Genomic DNA, 18765 nt, shown 5'->3' with positions numbered 1-18765 from the left:
AATATTAATGTATATGTTATTATTTATTTAATGGTAAAAGCATTTGATCTGCAGCCCATATTTTACCTTCTTCATCTTTAAAGATTTTTCCTTCATTTTCAATTTTTTTCAGGACTTTGCTTACCACTTCCCGTGAAGTTTCCAGACTTTCTGCTATTTCTCTGTGTTTGAGTTTTAAGCCCTTCCAGAAAGTCCTCACCAAGAAAATCAAATTTACAGCGAATAAATTCGTCTGCAATAATATTTTTTTGATCTATTTTATTTATTCTTTATTCTTTATTTTGAACGGTAGTTGAGCTCGTTTTTTTATTGCTGTGCAAAAACTATTTCTGATCGGGCAAAATATTAGCTTTCGAGATTAAATTATTTTATATACTGCTTTTAGTTAGTTGTTTTATCGCTCTTCCAGCCACTGAAGAAAACGGGAGGCTTTATCTTTGGTGACCAATGGCTTTTCCAGGGTGGTAATTTTCAGACTGACAAGAAGTTTTCGTGAAAAATAATGTTCCACTTCAACAATAGCTGTAAAGTTGATCAGATATTGTCTGTTAATCCTGAAGAACTGAGCTCCTGAAACCAGCTGCCCGATCTCATCCAATGACTGTGGAACTGAATATTCTTTCTGATCGAAAGTCACCAGTACAGTACTTCCAAACTGGCTGTAAAAGCAGGCAATTTTGTCAACAGGAATATTATTGTATTTATTATTGAAAAAGACCAGAAAATTGGTTTTTCCTCTTCCTGTTGTCAGATTATTCAGAATATCTTCCAGTTTCCGGTCGGGAGAAGGAGCATTTTGAAAGAAGTTTTTAAGATTATTGATCTTTTCAAAAGCGGACTGAATATCTTTTTTCTCAAAAGGTTTCAAGATATAATCCACTCCATTACTTTTAAAAGCTTCTATTGCATACTCGTCAAAGGCCGTACAGAAAATGACAGGCACTTTTATTCTGACCTGGCTGAATATCTCAAAACAGTTTCCGTCTGCCAGTTGAATATCCATAAATATGATGTCCGGAGTTTCAGTACCAGAAAGATATTTAACAGCCATAGCAACACTTTCAATATACTGTACAATGGTAGCTTCCGGTTGTACTGCAGCGATCATCCGTCCCAATGCCTTTGCGGTTTTTATCTCATCTTCTATTACTAAAACTTTCATCTACTATGGGTAATTTTACTGTGAAATTATGATCATTATGCAATATAGTAAGTTCTTTTTCAGCAAAATGCTTGTAACGTTCTCTGATATTTTCAATTCCTATTCCTGCGGATTCCTGGGGAATATTCTTGGGCTGGAAATTATTTTCAATAATAATATATTCGTTATCACTGTATAATTTTATGATTAACGGATTGGCCAGCGATACAATATTGTGTTTGATGCAATTTTCGCACAAAAGCTGCAGCGTAAACGGAGGAATGTAAGAATTTAAGATCTCTTCCGGAATATCTATTTTAAACTCTATGCCATCTTCAAATCTCGATGTCAGAAGGAAAACATAGGCATCCAGAATTGTGAGTTCCTTTTTTAAGGGAATAAGATCCATTTTTCTGTTGTCTAAGGTAAAGCGATAGAAATCCGCAAGCCTTACCACAAAATCTCCGGAACTTTCATCTTTTATGTCAATCATAGACTTCAGTGTATTGAGGCTGTTGAATAAAAAATGAGGGTTAATCTGCTGCTTCAGTAATTCATATTGGGCATTGAGATTATCCGTTCTGATTTGTTCAAGTTCAAATTTAATCTGTTGAGAATTATAAGTCTGATACAAAAGATACAGGAACATATAAATCGTCAGATTGATCAATACGCCCCGGAATTCGTACATCAATACCATGGTATTAAATCCATACTTGGGAAATATAATATGATGAATGAGCACTATGGATGCCATGACAACTACTCCGATGGATAAGCTGATCACCAGTTTTTTATTGAAAAATCTCGTAGATATATTCTGAATAGAAAATTTCGGCAGACTGTAGATATTAAAATACCATACAAACAGTGAGAATAAAAAGGAGATGGAAAAATCTATTGTCAGCTCTCCCAATGTAATATGCATACGCAGTATTTTGGGCACTGAAGCAAGAATCCCCATAAAAAGAGCACTGAAGAGAATGATTCTCGGATCAATCCTGAATACTTTTCTTCCGTTGGTATTTATATATTTTGCATAGATCATAAATAAAAATCAGGCAGTTAAACAGTCACAAAGATACAAAAGCTAAATAACGGCACGGCAGCACGTCCGTTATTTAGCACTGAGATTTCTATAAAAACACAAAATAGCGCTGCAGAAAGACATCCCGTAACCAGGCTTGAACCGAATGTAAATTTTTCCATTTTTTTAATAGTTTTTAATGAATACTATTTTTTATATGTGATTTTAAAATCCTGTGTTAAGGCATGATTGAAGGTTTCATACTTAGAATTGTAGAAACTCTGTTTGTAACATCTGCGTTCATCTTCTTCAATTCTTTCCCTTTATATTTTTGATATAGAATTTCTGAGTTTTCTGAGAAAGGCAGTTTACTTTTGATAACTTCTACAGACAGAAGGTTATTGGGGACTTTAGCCCCATACCAATAAGGATCGTCCTTTTGCGACCAGGTAACCAATGCCAGTATTCTTTCTTTACTATTGACTTTTCCAGCATTCTCCTTCAAATCATCAATTGCTGAATCGGTGCCGTAGAGCGTCATCATAGTCTGTTTTTTATGATTGATCGAAGAGGTTACAACCCTTAAGTTCATGGCATTAAAATCAAAACTTTCGGGAAGGGATGCATTTTGATTCACAGGTTCATATTCTTTTTGGGAATTGCAGCTCACAACAAATACGCACATTATTAAATAAACAATCAGATTCTTCATAGCTTAATGGTTAAGAGGAGAGGTAAATACAAAATCATTGTCTTTCATAGGGCGGTGGCAGCTGATGCACTCGTTGGCGAAATCTGCTGTCTTTCCATAGGGTTCAAGTTTGGGAGATAAAAATCTTGCCCATCCCCATCCTTTTGTAGAAGCGAATTTTTTGGAATCCTTAATCATATATTCCACTTGTTTAAAGGCTCCGGTAGTGACATTCCCATCACTATCTATTATCTGGTCCCATGCTACTTTTGCAATTATGGTTCCATCCGGCCACGGATTTGTTTTATGTTCTTTTGCCGCTTTTACAGCAATATCATTTCCGAATATGATACGCATGGTTCCATTATCAAACCTTTCTGTAGAACTTATCGGTTTCCAGTTTTTATAATCAGGAATATAGCTGATCCCATTCGGTGCAGTAGGGAATGATACTTTGGATGCCTGAGTATGGACGACTTGCTGAAGCTGTTTGTTATAAGCCGAAACCTTTGCAGTATCTGGTTTTTGTTTTGGAGCAAGAGAAGTCACATAGTTTTTCAGGATGCGGATATCATTTTCAGAAAGTTTTGCTTCGGGATGAAGTAATTCGTAGCTTTTTAGAGGCATTGCTTTCAGATTAATCTGGTTAAAAGCTTCCCAAAGTTTTGCATTTTGTGCAGGAGGAGCCAGTTTATCCCATTCAGAAAAATTAAGTCCTTCTTTTCCTTTTTTTATATGATCTGCCACCAGCCAATAAGCAGGTGCAATCTGATCAAACCACTTCAAATTTGTCTGATTAGAATGACAATCGAAACACGAACGCTGCAGGATCGCTCTAACTTCAGTAGGCACATGAATCTCTCCTGTTATGGGCTTTTGTACAATTTCTGGTCTGTAAAACTGAATCCCAATAAAGACAAACAGTACTATCACCAGGATGTTTTTTGTTTTTAATTTTTTCAAAAAACTATTCATATCTCTTTGTTTTTTATTCAAATTTCAGGACTTTTTGAGATATGTTTTTCTTAAAATCTGATCAATCGGACAAATTTTACTTTGAATCTGACATTTGTGATTATGAATTTTTTGACCTTATTTTTTGATCTGTACTTATCCTTGTTAAGATTTTAAGCCTTAACAAGGATTGCTACTAAAAGAGTTGAAAATCTTTGAGCAATTGGACCTGTTTAGTGTAAAAAAGCAATACAATTGAATAATTTTCTGTAAAATAAACAGCAAGTATTTCCATCCATTCAAAATTTAATAAATTTTAACTATTTTTATTGCATTGATTTTCAGTCGGTTAGTTTTTAAAATATTTTATCACTAAAAAAATAGTTGTTTGATTCATTTTTATTTTTACATTTGTATAACTAATTTATTAGTGATATAGAATAAGATGATTGTATATCACTTTAATTGATAAATGAACGGAATATGAAAATTCAGACTCTAACAAAAGCAGAAGAACAGGTAATGCAGTATTTATGGAAATTAGAAAAAGGCTTCCTTAAGGATGTGCTTGATCTTTTTCCGGAGCCAAAACCACACACGAATACTGTTTCTACCATTTTAAAAGTATTGAAGGATAAAGAATTTGTAGACTATCATGTATACGGAAGGCAGCATGAATACTTTCCGCTGGTTTCAAAAGAACAGTATTCCGGGAAAACCATGAAGAGCCTTGTGAAAAACTACTTTAAAGGTTCTTACAAAAGTGCCGTTTCATTTTTAGTTGAAAAAAATGAAATGACAGTAGAAGATCTTGAGATGTTATTAGATGAACTTAAAAAGAAAGACTAAGACCTATGGAAGCAATACTTTTATACTTTGGGAAAACTATTTTATGTTCAGGTGTAACATTTTTGTATTATCAGTTGTCATTAAAAGACAAGACATTCCATCATTATAACAGATTTTATCTCTTGGGTGCTATTGTGATATCACTTTTGTTGCCACTCATCAGAATAGATGATTTTACGATAGAAGTAAATAATGATATGTATATGCTTCTTGACAAGATTCAGAATTTTAACACAGAAAAAAACATAGACAATGGTAACCTTTATTTTAACATTATTTTTTCAGCTCTGGGACTGGTTTCTCTCTATTTTTTAGGGAAGCTGTTGTTTGGGATTTTCAAAATCCAGCAGTTTAAAAACCAATTTCAGAAAGAAAGTTTTGACGGGATCAATTTTTACCGTACAGACCTTACCGAAGCTCCATTTTCTTATTTTAAAAACCTGTTCTGGAAGAATACAATCACATTGAATTCTGATATCGGAAAACAGATTTTAAAACATGAAATGGTACATATTGAGCAGAAACATTCTTTTGATAAGATCTTTATCGAGATTATAACCTCTGTTTTCTGGTTCAATCCGTTCTTTCATCTTATTAAAAGAGAAATTAATCTAATCCATGAATATCTGGCTGATAAAAAAGCCGTAAAACAATCGGACACCAAAGCATTTGCGCAGATGCTTTTAGCAAGCCACTTTTCCGGAACACAGTTGCCTGTTACCAGTCCGTTTCTAAGTTCAAACCTTAAAAAAAGACTTAAGATGTTACAAAAACCAAAAACCAAGTTCGGATATGCGCGAAGAATTTTTGCCTTGCCGGTTGTATTCTCTATCGCTTTTGCTTATCTGGTAAATGCTAAAAACAGAGAAATTGAAGAAACAAACCTTTCCATTAAACAAGTCGTTTCAGAAATCAAGAAAGATACGATAAGACCTGAAAAATCAGGTCAGGAAAAAATTGCAGAACTAAAAACCGTATCGCCTGAAGACCATACAAAAATTTCAGGACTTGAAAAGAAAATAAAAGAAAAAGAGAAAGAGCTGGAAGGTTTGGATCCCGAAAGTGATCTCTTCAGCGATAAAATAGAAGAAATAAGCAATCTTGCTTCAGAGATAGGAGAAATTGCTTCAAAAGTTGAGGTTGATAAGTATTTCAATTCTGTTGAATGGAAGAATCAGATGAAGGAGCTCGAGAATATGGAACCTCTCAGTAAAAAAGAGCTTCGAAAAATAGAAAGAGCAGCAAAAAAAGCGGAAAAAGCAGCTGCGAAAATAGGAGAATTGCCCATTCCTCCAGCCTCACCTAAAGCGCCAAAAGAACCCAAAATAACCTATTTTAAAACAAACAGAATTGTTAATTATAAAGATCTGAGCGATCAGGAAAAAGAAGAGGTACGCAAAGCAATGGCCGAAGCTAAAAAAGCAATGAAAGAAGCCACTAGGGCCAGAATAGAAGGAGAAAAAGCACGGGTAGAAGGTGATAGAGCACGTGCTGAAGGTGATAGAATCAGAGTACAGAGTGAAAGAATCAGAATTGATGCGGATAGAATAAGAAAAGAAGCTGAAAAAGCACGCGTGGAAGCAGAAAAAACAGTACAAAATTTCAGAGGAGGTAATTTTACGATGGTAAGTTCTTCTCCTAATGTGATGGTAATGCATGCTGACTTTATTAAAAAAGACGGGAATGGCAATATTTCAATGAATGGAGTTAAAAAATTCAATATAAGCCCCGGTGACGATTCCAGATACAAATACTATATAGACGGAAGAGAGAGTTCGAAAGAAGATATTAATACTTTGAAACCTGACAATATCGCAAGTATGCGAGTTATTAAAGGAAGTCTTGTAAAAGGGACCGAAGGGGAAATAAGAATTGAAACAAAGAAATAAAGTTCCATCAGGCTTTGTCAGTTCCAGATTGGCAAAGCCTTTTTAATACAATTTAGCATAGATTATGGGAAAAAAATATTTGATTTTACTAGCATTTTTAGGGGTTTTTGCCAATGCACAAGTCAACAGATTCTTTTATGACTATAAATACATCGCTGATTCTACCAATAAAGCAGATGTGAAAAGTGATATAATGTTTCTGGACATTGATAAAAACGGATCTAAATATTACAGTCGCGAAAAGTTTGTTGCAGATTCAACAACAAAAGCAGATATTGCAAAGCAGATGAAAGGAGGATTTGGGAGCAGTATTAATATTAAAAAAAATATAAAACCCGGTACAATTTCCTCAACGGTTACAAAAAAGTATCCGGATTACAGTGTTTCATTCTCAGAAAACATTGGGAATACCAGCTATAAAATGCCGGAAGATCAAAAGCCTGAATGGAAAATACTTCCTGAAAAGCAGAAAATCGGAGAGTATAATACCCAAAAAGCAACTACCAATTATGGAGGAAGAAGTTGGGTAGCATGGTTTTCTACAGATATTCCTTTTCAGGATGGTCCTTATAAATTCTATGGATTGCCGGGACTTATTGTTAAAATTGAGGACATTACAGGCTCACATATAATAACCCTGATGGGTAATAAGAAAACGGAAGCTGCTTCGCAGGAAGATATTCAAATACCTGGTCTCATTACAATAGGTTTGGGAGGGAAAGAAATAGAGATCAGCAAAAAGCAGTTTAAAAAAGCCTGGAAAGATTATCTTGCTGATCCTACAAAAGATATGAAGCAAACCATGAGCACGCTTCCGGCAGGAGCTGTAGTGCAAATGAAGAATCAGGATGGTAAAAGCATTGATATGAATGAAATGTACAGGAATATTGAAAAAAGAGCAAAAGAAGACCAATTAAAAAATAACAATAAAATAGAACCGGATTTGTTCAAGTAAAATTATATATTTTCTAATATCTGCAGGATGGCATTTTTGTCATCCTGTTTTTTATTTTAACAAAAGACATTGAAGAAAAAAATGATAAATATCAATTCATCATGTTATGATATATTTAGTATCTTCAATGAACAATAAGTAATAGCAACCAAAGTTATATCTCATGACAGAAAAGGAAAAATGTGCAGCAGGGCTTTTATACAATGCCAATTATGATAAAGAACTGATTCAGGAACGTATTGCCTGCAAAGATCTGTGCCAGGAATACAACGGTCTGAAAAACTCAGATACAGAAAACAGATACAGACTTCTTAAGCAAATTATTGGCAGTATAAAAGAGAATATCTGTATAGAACCCAATTTCTGGTGTGATTACGGATATAACATAAAAGCAGGGGAGAACTTCTATGCCAATCATAATCTCGTTATTCTGGATTGTGCTAAAGTAGAGTTTGGTGATAACGTTTTTATCGGACCCAACTGCAGTTTTTATACTGCAGGCCATCCGCTTGATGTACAGCAAAGGAATGAAGGTCTGGAATATGCACATCCGATCAAAGTTGGTGATAATGTGTGGTTGGGAGGAAATGTGGTTGTACTTCCAGGTGTTTCTATCGGAAATAACTCGGTGATTGGAGCTGGAAGCGTGGTAACGAAAGATATTCCCGAGAATGTAGTGGCCGTGGGGAATCCGTGTAAGATTGTGAAAAATATCCTGAAAGAATAATATACAGACCACCATAAAAATAATATCCCGGAACGCTACATTGTTCCGGGATATTTTATATCTAAATAAGGATCAGTGATTATGCTAATTTCTGAGAATCTGCAACAAACTGAGCCAATCCGCTGTCTGTTAATGGGTGCTTCAATAAGCTCAAGATCGGAGGAAGTGGAGATGTGATAACATCAGCTCCGATTTTAGCACAGTCGATGATATGCATTGAGTGACGGATAGAAGCTGCCAGGATTTCAGTTTCGTACATATAGTTATCGAAAATCAATCTGATTTCCTGAATAAGGTTCAAGCCGTCTGTAGAAATATCATCTAATCTTCCTAAGAAAGGAGAAACATAAGTTGCTCCCGCTTTAGCCGCCAAAAGAGCCTGCCCCGGAGAGAAGATCAATGTACAGTTTGTTTTGATTCCTTTATCGGAAAAATATTTTAAAGCTTTGATTCCGTCTTTGATCATCGGAATTTTTACAACGATATTCGGGTGAATAGCAGCCAATTCGTCTCCTTCCTTAATCATTTCTTCATACGTTGTAGAAAGAACTTCTGCAGAAATATCTCCGTCTACAAGTTCGCAGATCGTTTTATAATGGTTTTTGATCGCTTCAGCACCCTGAATTCCTTCTTTGGCCATTAATGAAGGATTGGTTGTTACACCATCTAAAATTCCAAGGTCTCTTGCTTCCTTGATTTGCTCTAAATTAGCTGTGTCAATAAAAAATTTCATTTTGATAAATAGATTTATTGATACAAATATAGGGAATTAATTGGGTTCTGAGGTATGAATTTTAAGTTACGGAGTGACTGGGTTAGAGGGTTTGGGGTCGGGAGAGTAAGTGAGTTTGAGGGTAACTGTTTTATAAAATAATAAAAAAGAAATTTTATACCTATTCATTAAACTATTATTTTTGCTTCTAGCTTCTAGCTTCTAGCTTCTAGCTTCTAGCTTCTAGCTTCTAGCTTCTAGCTTCTAGCCTAACTGGTTTAAATTTATCATCCATGAAAAACAAAAGCTTCACTGCCACATTGGAAATCATAGGAATTAATCCCTTTGTATTTGTTCCGGAAGAGATTCTTGAAGAAATTTTTAATGAATCAGGGAGAAATAAAAGTCCTATTGCTGTAAAAGGGACTGTGAATGGGAAAGAATTTAAGCAAAATCTGATGAAATATCTGGGAGAATGGAGGCTGTATGTGAACCTGATAATGCTGAAAAACTCTCCGAAAAGAATAGGAGAAGTTATTGAAGTTGTTCTGGAATACGATGATTCTGACAAAAGTATTTCTATTCATCCCCAATTAGAAAAGGCGATTAAAGAAAGTGCAGTGGCAACAGCAAATTTTGAGAACCTGATTCCTTCAAGAAGACATGAGCTGATCCGGTATATCAATAATTTAAAAACCGAAGCCAGTATTCAGAGAAATATTGATAAAATTATCAGACATCTGCATGGCGAAACAGATTTTTTCGGAAAGATGATTGAGTAGGATCATAGCCAGACAAAATTTCAAATATATGTGTTAATAAGCCACAATGTTGCTGATGAAGCTTTATGATCATACGCTTAGAAAGAATCAATGAAATTGATTTCGTCCTTGGCTTCCTCAAAAATTTAACAATAGTTACTTAATGTTTGCGTTAAATCCAGGCCATGATTTTTGATATTTAAACATATTTACATAAACAAAAATGCCGAAAAAACTTTCCGGCATTTTATTTTTACTAAGAATTTAATGTTTTGCTAAGCTTTACAGCATCTTCGTTGGTTGGGTCATACTGTATAGATTTTGCAATGTGTTCTTTTGCTTTATTAGGATCAGTCTTCTGTTCTGTAAAGGCAAGATAGAAATAAGCGTATGCCAGATTCTTCTTATTTTGCTCTACTTCTTCAGGTTTTACTGTTGCAATATATTTTTCATAAGCAATTTTTGCATTGGCATCATCTTTTGCAGACTGATAGGCGTAGGCCTGGCTGTAATAAGATGGAGCCCAGTCCGGTAATAAAACAGATATTTTTTTCCAGGTATCAATGGCATTAGGCCAGTCTGAAGCATCCTGATAAGCTGCTGCTAATTTTGCTAAAGATTCTGTGTCCTTTGGATTGGCCTCAATCTGTTTTTTAAGACTTTCAATAGTTGGATTCGCTGTTTGACTCGTTGCTGCCGAAGTTTCCGGCTGAGTCGTTTGTGCATTTACAAGACTTACACTTCCTGCTAGTATTAAACCTAAAAATAGGCTATTAATTTTACTCATTTTCATAATCTTATATTTTAAATTCATAATCTAAAATTCAATAATAATTCCACAAAATCTAAAATTTTAGAGGCTTTAAGTTTTTTTAGAAAATATTAACGGGATTGATGTTTTTTTTAGTTTAATTTTTGATTCGTTCATCTTTGAAGCTATCTTTGTAATTCATTTTTTTTATTAATACCTATAATTTCGCCATATGAACATTATATTAGCTTCAACATCCACCCTTTTTGGTGGAGAATATCTGGAATACTTAAGAGAAGAATTAATCCAATTATACAAGGGAATTGACGAAATTGTGTTTATCCCTTTCGCAAGACCAGGCGGGATTTCCCACGATGACTATACGGCTAAAGCACGTTCTTTCTTTGAGACCATCAACATAAAAGTAAAAGGGCTTCATGAATTTGAAGATAAAAAAGAAGCCATTCATCAGGCAAAAGGGTTCTTTACAGGAGGCGGAAATACTTTTTTATTGGTTAAAACTTTACATGAAGAAGGGCTGATGTCTGTCCTGAAAGAAAATGTATCTGAAGGAAAAGCTTATCTTGGATGCAGTGCAGGAAGTAATATCGGAGGTCAGAATATGAAAACGACGAATGATATGCCGATTGTATATCCGCCAAGTTTCGACTGTATGGGATTGGTTCCTTTCAATATCAATCCACACTATCTTGATCCCAATCCGGATTTGAAACGTAATGGAGAAACCAGAGAAACCCGTATTCAGGAATTTCTTACTCAAAATGATATCAAAGTGGTAGGGCTTAGAGAAGGAAATTGGATCAGACGAACAAATGATTCCATTACTGTAGAAGGAAGTGAACTGACAAGAATTTTTGAAAAAGGGAAAGAGCCTTACGAAATAGAATCAGGAAGCAGTCTTTAATGAATAAAGAAGAAATCAACCATTTCATAGAACATAATCTCATTAATTTTTCAGTGAACAGCACCGGATGGAATGATCTGATCCGGAACTTGCTGTATGAATTCGCTGTAGCAGGATGGAATATGGATTATCGTGTCTTTGGAAAAGAAAAGTTTGGTGAATTGAGATGTTATACCTATTCTGAAGATGAAATACTCAATACCAAACTTAAAAAGATTAAAAGTAAATATTCAGAACTTTCTGTCAGGACGTGTGAGATCTGTGGAGAAGAAGGCAAGATGAGAACAATCGGCTCATGGCAGACCACATTATGCCTGAATCACTTTCTGGAACAGCAGCCCGTTATTGAAATTGATGACAAACAGAATATCAAAAGAAACAATGAGACTGTTCTGAATATTAAAAATATTGTTAAAGCTGAGATAGAATATGATCTTCAGAGATTATGGCTTTTTATAAATAAAACGGAGTCGGTGTATTTTTCATGGCAGGAGCCTAATTATTATCTGCTTTTAAGAACAATTCCTTTATCATTGTTTCCGAAAGACAGACAGCAGGAAATTTCAACATTGTTTCAACACTTGAATGATTGTGAAATATGCGGTTATAAAGCTATGTTCCAAAGAAATTGTCTGCGCTGTCATCATGAACCGTGGAATGACTCCGGATATTTTATTCAGGATTACGGAGAACAATCAAATTATATCAAAGAGTGCCAGATGGATATTTTCATAGATGAAGATGATTATGAGAAATATTTCAAACATGATTGTTCATTTGAAAAATCTCCTGACCATCAGATTCTTTTCACTTCCGATGACCTTATTGAGTATAAAAAGCTTTTATTTTAACTATATTTGATTAGAATTAAATAGAGCAAAAGGTTCAGCTGCCGGCCAGCATCAATAGTTTTGCGAACTGTATCTGATACCTGCTTGCTTAGATCCAAACAACAATGCAATGAAAAAAACACTTGCTGTTCTTGTGCTTTCTGTACAGATAGTTGCTGCACAGAATATAGCCCAAAAATTAGATAAAGTAACAAAGGATCTTATGGATTCTTCGGGAGCAGTATCTTCCGCTTTATCTTTTTATGTTTCCGATGAAAATGGTAATTTTATATATGAATATCAAGGAAATAAGGGGCTTTCTACTGCTTCTACGCAAAAGATTTTTACAGCAGGAGCAGCACTTGAAACATTAGGGAAAAACTATACCTTCACCACCACTTCAAGCTATTCCGGAAATATCTCCGGAGGAACGCTGAACGGAAATCTTTTTATCAGCTCCAACGGTGATCCTACATTAGGAAGCTGGAGGTATGATGGGTATAAACCTGAAAATTTTAAAAGGAAACTGATTGATGCCATTAAAAATTCAGGAATAACAAAAATATCAGGAGACCTTGTTATTGACGATTCTTATTTTGACCATCAGACGATTCCGGGAGGCTGGCCGTGGGACGACCTTGGGAATTACTACGGAGCAGGAGTTTGGGGAATCAACTGGAAAGAAAACCAGTTTGACATCAATATCAACGGAACTGATTTTAAAAACTTTTCTTATCCTTTAGAAGGCGTCAAGTGGCTTAATGATCTTAAGGCAGGAGGGAACTCAGATCAAAGCCTGATCTTTACTGCTCCTCATTCTGATGTGGCATTAATTAACGGTATGCTTCCTGCTGGAAAAACCGTTACTGTTTCCGGTTCTACTCCTAATCCACCACTCCAATTAGCAACAGAAGTAAAACAATGGCTGAAAGAATCAGGAATTGAAATTTCAGGAAAAGCAATCACGAATTCTCAACTTGAAATAGAGGGAAAGCAGGCTGTAACAGCTCCGAAAAATAATATTCTCCTCACTTATCAGTCTCCGACTTTAGATAAAATTGTCTATTGGTTTTTAAGAAAAAGTGTCAATCTGTACGGAGAAACATTAATTAAAACTTTAGGCAAAGAGAAAAAAGGTAATTCAAGTTTCAAAAGCGGAGTTTCTTATCTGAAAGAATTCTGGAAATCTAAAGGAATTAATCCTAATATGATCAATTTTGCTGACGGAAGCGGGCTTTCTCCACAGAATTATGTAGCGGCAAAAGCAGAAGTTCAGGCCCTTTTATATGCTAAAAAACAATCATGGTTTGAGGCTTATTACGACGGATTCCCGGTTCAGGATAATGGAATGAAGATGAAAAGCGGGACGATGAGAGATACCAAATCTTTCGCAGGATATCACACCGCAAAAGATGGGAAAAAATATGTATTTTCGATTATCATCAACAACTATCAGGGAAGTGGAAATACAGAGCTGCAGAAAATCCTGAATGTTTTAAAATAAAATACTTTGAGAAAATCCATACTCACCAGACTCAATAACTGGATCATTTTTGTTGTGATGACTACTTTGGTGATTGCTATTGTAGTAGCATCAACATCGCTTATTAATTTTCTCAGAAAAGAGGAGATCAAAAGGATCAGTCTTCTTTCTAAAGCAATTAGAATACAGCAGGAGGTAAAGACTCCGGATACCGATGTGTTGGATCTGCTGCCGGATATTCTGAATATTAACAATACCATTCCATTCATTGTAACAGATAAGTTCAAAAATCCAATTCTTGATCTCGGATACTACAGAAATATTCCTGAAAGTACGATTAAGGATCCTGAGAAATTGCAGGATCTGATCCGGAATATGGAGAAAAATTATGACCCTATTGAGATCAAAGTGCCGGATGGAAATAATCAGTTTGTATATTATGACAACTCACGTCTGCTTAATAATCTTCGGTATTCGCCCTATATTTTAGGACTGTTTATTTTACTGTATTTTGGTTTTTCTTTCTGGTTTTTCAGAACAATAAAGAAAACAGATGAAGGCTATCTTTGGGCAGGTTTGGCTAAAGAAACAGCACATCAGATAGGAACGCCTTTGTCTTCTATGATTGGCTGGATAGAAATAATGAAGCTGGATAATCCGGATTCAGACGGCGTACATGAAATTGAAAAAGATATTGAAAGACTGAGAACAATTTCAGAGAGATTCTCAAAAATTGGTTCTATTCCTGAGCTGAACGACAGAAATTTTAATGAAACCATTCAGGAGAATTATGACTATTTGAAAACAAGAATTTCAAGGAAAATCAATTTTACACTTAATCTTCCAACATATACTGTTCTGGTTCCTCATAACAAAATTCTGATGAGCTGGGTGATTGAAAATCTGGTGAAAAATGCAGTGGATGCGATGAAAGGTGAGGGTTCCATTACTATGTCGGTCTTTGAAAGAAATAAAAATATTTTAGTTGAAGTAAAAGATAATGGAAGCGGAATGACCAAACAACAGGCCCGAAATGCTTTTAATCCGGGATATTCTACCAAGAAAAGAGGCTGGGGATTAGGGTTGTCACTGGCAAGAAGGGTTATTCATGAATATCATAATGGAGATATCAGGATTTCTCAGACTGAAATAGGAAAGGGAAGTACCTTTAGAATAACGATTAAAAAAGAGGAAATTCTTTAACAACTACTATTTACCATTAAGAAACCTAACAGGTTTTGAAAACCTGTTAGGTTTGAATCAAATAATAAAGATCAGCCTAAGAAAAATAAAAAGCGGGGAAAATTTCCCCGCTTTTCTCTTTATTTTTTACCAGTAAGCCACTGGGTCTGTAATTTCAGTTCTTCCGGAGTCGGATTCGCCTTGAATGAAGGGGTTTCCATGGTCATTTTATCCAGAATCGCTTTTCCTTTCAATGTCATTTTCTCTTTCTTACCGGCATTATCTCTTAAAATAGTTACCGTAACTTCCTGTCCGTCTTTAATGGTTCTTGTATAACCAATAAAATCCTGTACTTTTTTGATGTCTACCGTTCTTCCGTCTAAAGCAAGTACCTGGTCAGTGATTTTGAATCCGATACTTTTTGCAAATGGAGATAGTGCAGAATGATCGTCAAAAGCAAAAGCATTAGTCTTTTCATCAAAACCTGTCTGATTCGGGTCTTTGATAAACCAGAAAAGAGGCTGGCTTTCCTGCTTTTTAATATCCACACCTACCATGCTCAGATACTGGGCATAAGGTGTTGGCTGGTTTCCTGCAATATATTTGTTATAGAAATCTTTTACCTGAGGATATCCGGTTACCGTTACCAGTTCGTCAATCAGTTTGTCATCTTTGAAAGGTTTGTTTTCACCAAATCTTTGAGACAGTTTTCTGATCATATCACGGTATCCCATTTCCCCGTTGGACAATTTTCTAAGCTCGATGTCTAAGCACATTGCTAAAAGAGCTCCTTTCTCATATACGTTTCTGTACTGATCTTTGTAAGGTTCTACCAATACATTTTTACTCATTACTGTAAATGGCATCGTATCATCATAGCTCTTGGAGTTGGCAATTTTTTCACCAATTCTTTCAAGGAACTGATCTTTGTTGATCAATCCTTCCTGAATCTGGAATAAGTTGGCAAAATATTCCGTTCCGCCTTCGTACATCCATAAGTGCTGAGACATTTTCGGATCTGCATAGTCGAAATAGTGAATCTCTTCTGAATGGGTCTTCAGAGGATTTACAGTATGGAAAAATTCATGGGAAACCACATCAGTAATGGTATTGTCAATAGCATCTTTCGGCATTGCTTCCGGAAGAACCACACTTGTAGATTCGTGGTGTTCCAAGGCTCCAAAACCTTTTACTTTAGGCCCGTCACCACCAGAAAGATAAAGCATGATGGCATACTTTTTATTGGTGTTCATATCCCCAAGGAATTTCTTTTGGGCAACAACCATTTTTTCAAGATTGTCTTTGAAATCTGCTGCTTTATATTTTCCTGTTGGAGAATATACACCCAGTACAAGATCCATTCCTCCTGCATTGAAGGTAATATAGTCCGGTTTGGTGTACATTAACGGAGAATCTGTCACCTTAGCATAGTTAGCCAGAGTAAACGTATCTGTACTCTCAGATTTATCCTGATCCACCAACGCTGTGGTTCCGTAAAAATCAGTTGGTTTCTGAACCACCAGCTGATAAGGAACATCCTGCATATTCTCAATATATCCAATGAATCCATGAGTATTGATCATGTATACTTTTCCTTCTTCAATATCAGTTCCTGAAGGAGAAAATACGGCTTTATGCTTTGATGTATCCAATTCATCATCAAAACTGTCATTCACAAGATATGAGATTTTGGAAAGTGCCTGAGCATTTTTCAAGGAGTAAGTATTGTCATTTACTTTAGTATAAGTAAGTTCCTTTCCTTTATTATCGTAAAATTTGATTCCTTCGATGAATCTTCCATAGTCGTCTACAGAATAAGTCCCTGGAACCGTTTTGGGGAAATGAAATTTAATATCTCCGGATTTCATTTTCGGAAACTCCATGGTAACGGCTACTTTATCATCTTTTACATTAACAAGGTCAATGGTGGTTTTTATAGACTGAGCATTCGCTAAAAAAGCAGCAAAAATACCAAGGCTAAGTACTGTTTTTCTCATTAGGTTTAAATTAATAGTTAAATAGTTGCTTTTTTTCTGAATTTGTTACGAAGAAAGTATTAAACTTTTCTTAAAATTTCAAGGTTAAAAAGCGAAAAGGCAAATCTGCTGATGTGCGGATTTGCCTTTTTCTTTATTTCGTTTCCTTATAATTGATATAATAGTTCGGATTTAGCTCAACCGGAGTACTCTTTTTAAGCTTCACAGTCTGCCATTCTTCCGTTGGAGTTATGGTCTGTTCACTATTGATGATGATTGGTAATTTCAGGTTTTTTACCACATCCGTATAACGGAACTTTAAAGTATCACCATTTTGAGCATATTCAAGGGTTGGTATTTTAATGGTTCTCAGATACTGATCAAAGACCGTTGAAAAATCAATTCCTGATTTTGAGGAAATATAATTTTCTACCTGTTGCGTGGTAACCGTCTGATGATAAAAATCTTTATTCAAACCTCTTAAAATCTGTCTGAACTTTTCATCATTATTGATCACCTGTCTTATCGTGTGAAGCATATTGGCTCCTTTCGGGTACATATCTCCGCTGCCTTCATTTCTTACACCATACTGGCCAATAACAGGAATGTCATTGTCTATCAATTTCCTGATCCCCTGAACATAGATGTCAGCAGATTTTTTGTCCATATATTTTTCAGTGAAAAGAGTCTCGGAGTAATTGGTGAAACTTTCATGGATCCACATATCAGCCTGGTCTTTTGCGGTAATATTATTGGCGAACCATTCGTGCCCGCTTTCATGAATAATAATGAAGTCCCAGTTTAACCCAACTCCTGTCCCAGAAAGGTCTCTTCCAAGATAGCCGTTCTGATATTTGTTTCCATAGGCTACATTACTCTGATGTTCCATGCCAAGGTGAGGAGACTCTACAAGCTTGTATGAATCTTCATAGAATGGATACGGACCAAACCAGTATTCAAATGCGGAGAGCATAGGTTTCACCTGCTCAAACTGTTTCTTTGCCTTGTCCAGATTATAGTCAATTACCCAATAATCCAGATCCAGTTTTCCTTTTTCACCCTCAAATGTATCTTTGAAGTTTACATATTTTCCTATGCTTGGGATAATGGAGTAGGCGTTGATAGGATTTTTAACTTCCCAGGTATAAGTAGTTTTATTTCCGGTTGTTTTTTTATCGGTTAGTCTGCCATTACCTACACCTACCAGATCGTTAGGCGTTACAATTTTCATAATGATCCCGTTATCAGGTTCATCACTCCAGATATCTTTGGTAGGAAGCCATATGGAAGCTCCTATTCCTTCGTCAGCAGCAGTCATCCATGGATTCCCTTTTTCATCTTTCGTGAAAACCCATCCGCCATCCCATGGTGCTTTTTTTGCTATGGTAGGCTTTCCGGAATAGGTAACGTTAATGGTATATTTTTCGCCTTTTTTGAATTTCTTATTCGTTGTAATGAAGATAAAGTCTCCATCTTGTTTATAATTGGCAATAGGAAAATTCCCTTCCACCTTATCCGCTTTCATCGGCTGTTGAAGGTCAATCTGGAAAACAGGATTGGTAACATCTTTTATGATCTCAAAACTGATTTTATTATTTCCTTTAATGCTTTTCTGTTCAAAATCAGGTTCTACAGAAAGATCATATTTTTTGACATCCCAAAAATTTCTGAATTCAGTATTAGAACCTTTTAAAGTATCCTGTTTAGTGAAAACCTTATCCTTTTCAAAGAACTGTCCGAAAACCAGTCCTGATGCAAATAAGAGTGTATATGACAATTTTTTCATTTAAACTTATATTAAATCTTTTCAAAAGTATAAAATTAAATTAATAGCACATGCCGGAAATCAAATTAAATACAGATTTTAAGAAGGTATAAAAAAAGCCCGGTCATTGCCGGGCTGTAAAACTGA

General features: G+C 35.4%; 18 protein-coding genes. 9 read left to right on the top strand and 9 right to left on the bottom strand.

Annotated elements, in window-relative coordinates; translation table 11 throughout:
• Positions 1 to 19: 19 nt before the first annotated feature.
• From RHP76_RS05210 to RHP76_RS05190, 5 genes are all read right to left on the bottom strand, one after another.
• Positions 20 to 238, bottom strand: coding sequence for a helix-turn-helix domain-containing protein (locus RHP76_RS05210; RefSeq protein WP_311229642.1), 219 nt, complete (start codon positions 236 to 238; stop codon positions 20 to 22).
• A gap of 156 nt (positions 239 to 394) precedes the next feature.
• On the bottom strand, positions 395 to 1162 hold the full coding sequence (locus RHP76_RS05205) for a LytR/AlgR family response regulator transcription factor (protein ID WP_311229641.1): 768 nt from the start codon (positions 1160 to 1162) through the stop codon (positions 395 to 397).
• On the bottom strand, positions 1137 to 2189 hold the full coding sequence (locus RHP76_RS05200) for a sensor histidine kinase (RefSeq protein WP_311229640.1): 1053 nt from the start codon (positions 2187 to 2189) through the stop codon (positions 1137 to 1139). The genes RHP76_RS05205 and RHP76_RS05200 overlap by 26 nt, the downstream gene beginning before the upstream one ends.
• A 217-nt stretch (positions 2190 to 2406) precedes the next feature.
• Positions 2407 to 2880, bottom strand: coding sequence for a hypothetical protein (locus RHP76_RS05195; RefSeq protein WP_311229639.1), 474 nt, complete (start codon positions 2878 to 2880; stop codon positions 2407 to 2409).
• Between the two features lie 3 nt (positions 2881 to 2883).
• Positions 2884 to 3834: a heme-binding domain-containing protein gene (locus RHP76_RS05190; protein ID WP_123279910.1), complete on the bottom strand. Its 951-nt coding sequence runs from the start codon at positions 3832 to 3834 to the stop codon at positions 2884 to 2886.
• 462 nt (positions 3835 to 4296) lie between these two features.
• On the opposite strand from RHP76_RS05190, the gene RHP76_RS05185 reads away from it, so the two are divergent.
• From RHP76_RS05185 to RHP76_RS05170, 4 genes are all read left to right on the top strand, one after another.
• The gene (locus tag RHP76_RS05185; RefSeq protein WP_034695620.1) at positions 4297 to 4662 is read left to right on the top strand and encodes a BlaI/MecI/CopY family transcriptional regulator; all 366 of its coding nucleotides are present in this window, start codon (positions 4297 to 4299) and stop codon (positions 4660 to 4662) included.
• Between the two features lie 5 nt (positions 4663 to 4667).
• Positions 4668 to 6551 (top strand): M56 family metallopeptidase, encoded by a 1884-nt coding sequence (locus RHP76_RS05180; RefSeq protein WP_311229638.1) that lies wholly within the window; start codon positions 4668 to 4670, stop codon positions 6549 to 6551.
• Between the two features lie 64 nt (positions 6552 to 6615).
• Entirely contained in the window at positions 6616 to 7506 is an 891-nt protein-coding gene (locus RHP76_RS05175) for a GLPGLI family protein (RefSeq protein ID WP_311229637.1), read from the top strand.
• Between the two features lie 163 nt (positions 7507 to 7669).
• On the top strand, positions 7670 to 8233 hold the full coding sequence (locus RHP76_RS05170; protein WP_311229636.1) for a sugar O-acetyltransferase: 564 nt from the start codon (positions 7670 to 7672) through the stop codon (positions 8231 to 8233).
• A gap of 79 nt (positions 8234 to 8312) precedes the next feature.
• Here RHP76_RS05170 and fsa read toward each other — a convergent pair whose 3' ends face one another.
• Positions 8313 to 8966 (bottom strand): fructose-6-phosphate aldolase, encoded by a 654-nt coding sequence (fsa, locus tag RHP76_RS05165; protein ID WP_002978975.1) that lies wholly within the window; start codon positions 8964 to 8966, stop codon positions 8313 to 8315.
• 272 nt (positions 8967 to 9238) lie between these two features.
• On the opposite strand from fsa, the gene RHP76_RS05160 reads away from it, so the two are divergent.
• Entirely contained in the window at positions 9239 to 9727 is a 489-nt protein-coding gene (locus RHP76_RS05160) for a YdeI/OmpD-associated family protein (protein ID WP_311229635.1), read from the top strand.
• Positions 9728 to 9962: 235 nt separating this feature from the next.
• Here the strand turns inward: RHP76_RS05160 and RHP76_RS05155 are convergent, their stop codons facing one another.
• Entirely contained in the window at positions 9963 to 10493 is a 531-nt protein-coding gene (locus tag RHP76_RS05155) for a tetratricopeptide repeat protein (RefSeq protein ID WP_228432525.1), read from the bottom strand.
• A gap of 196 nt (positions 10494 to 10689) precedes the next feature.
• Here RHP76_RS05155 and pepE point away from each other — a divergent pair, with 196 nt between their 5' ends.
• The 4 genes from pepE (at position 10690) to RHP76_RS05135 (ending at position 14898) form a co-directional block, all read left to right on the top strand.
• A complete protein-coding gene (gene pepE, locus RHP76_RS05150; protein WP_311229634.1) occupies positions 10690 to 11382 on the top strand; it encodes a dipeptidase PepE in 693 nt (230 codons plus the stop codon).
• Complete coding sequence (locus RHP76_RS05145; protein ID WP_311229633.1) at positions 11382 to 12233, top strand: hypothetical protein; 852 nt, start codon at positions 11382 to 11384, stop codon at positions 12231 to 12233. The genes pepE and RHP76_RS05145 overlap by 1 nt, the downstream gene beginning before the upstream one ends.
• A gap of 109 nt (positions 12234 to 12342) precedes the next feature.
• On the top strand, positions 12343 to 13716 hold the full coding sequence (dacB, locus tag RHP76_RS05140) for a D-alanyl-D-alanine carboxypeptidase/D-alanyl-D-alanine endopeptidase (RefSeq protein WP_288441698.1): 1374 nt from the start codon (positions 12343 to 12345) through the stop codon (positions 13714 to 13716).
• Positions 13717 to 13722: 6 nt separating this feature from the next.
• On the top strand, positions 13723 to 14898 hold the full coding sequence (locus RHP76_RS05135; protein WP_120231414.1) for a sensor histidine kinase: 1176 nt from the start codon (positions 13723 to 13725) through the stop codon (positions 14896 to 14898).
• 119 nt (positions 14899 to 15017) lie between these two features.
• Here RHP76_RS05135 and RHP76_RS05130 read toward each other — a convergent pair whose 3' ends face one another.
• Together RHP76_RS05130 and RHP76_RS05125 are read right to left on the bottom strand one after the other, a co-directional pair.
• Complete coding sequence (locus RHP76_RS05130) at positions 15018 to 16874, bottom strand: M61 family metallopeptidase (RefSeq protein WP_062675115.1); 1857 nt, start codon at positions 16872 to 16874, stop codon at positions 15018 to 15020.
• A gap of 133 nt (positions 16875 to 17007) precedes the next feature.
• Positions 17008 to 18639 carry a M1 family metallopeptidase gene (locus tag RHP76_RS05125; RefSeq protein WP_311229632.1) on the bottom strand — a complete coding sequence of 544 codons (1632 nt, stop codon included), beginning with the start codon at positions 18637 to 18639 and terminating at the stop codon, positions 17008 to 17010.
• Between the last annotated feature and the right edge of the window lie 126 nt (positions 18640 to 18765).

The organism is Chryseobacterium sp. SG20098, from assembly GCF_031844745.1.
Classification (GTDB): domain Bacteria; phylum Bacteroidota; class Bacteroidia; order Flavobacteriales; family Weeksellaceae; genus Chryseobacterium; species Chryseobacterium cucumeris.
Note: the sequence above shows the minus strand (reverse complement) of the source record. Positions and strands in the feature narration are given on the sequence as shown.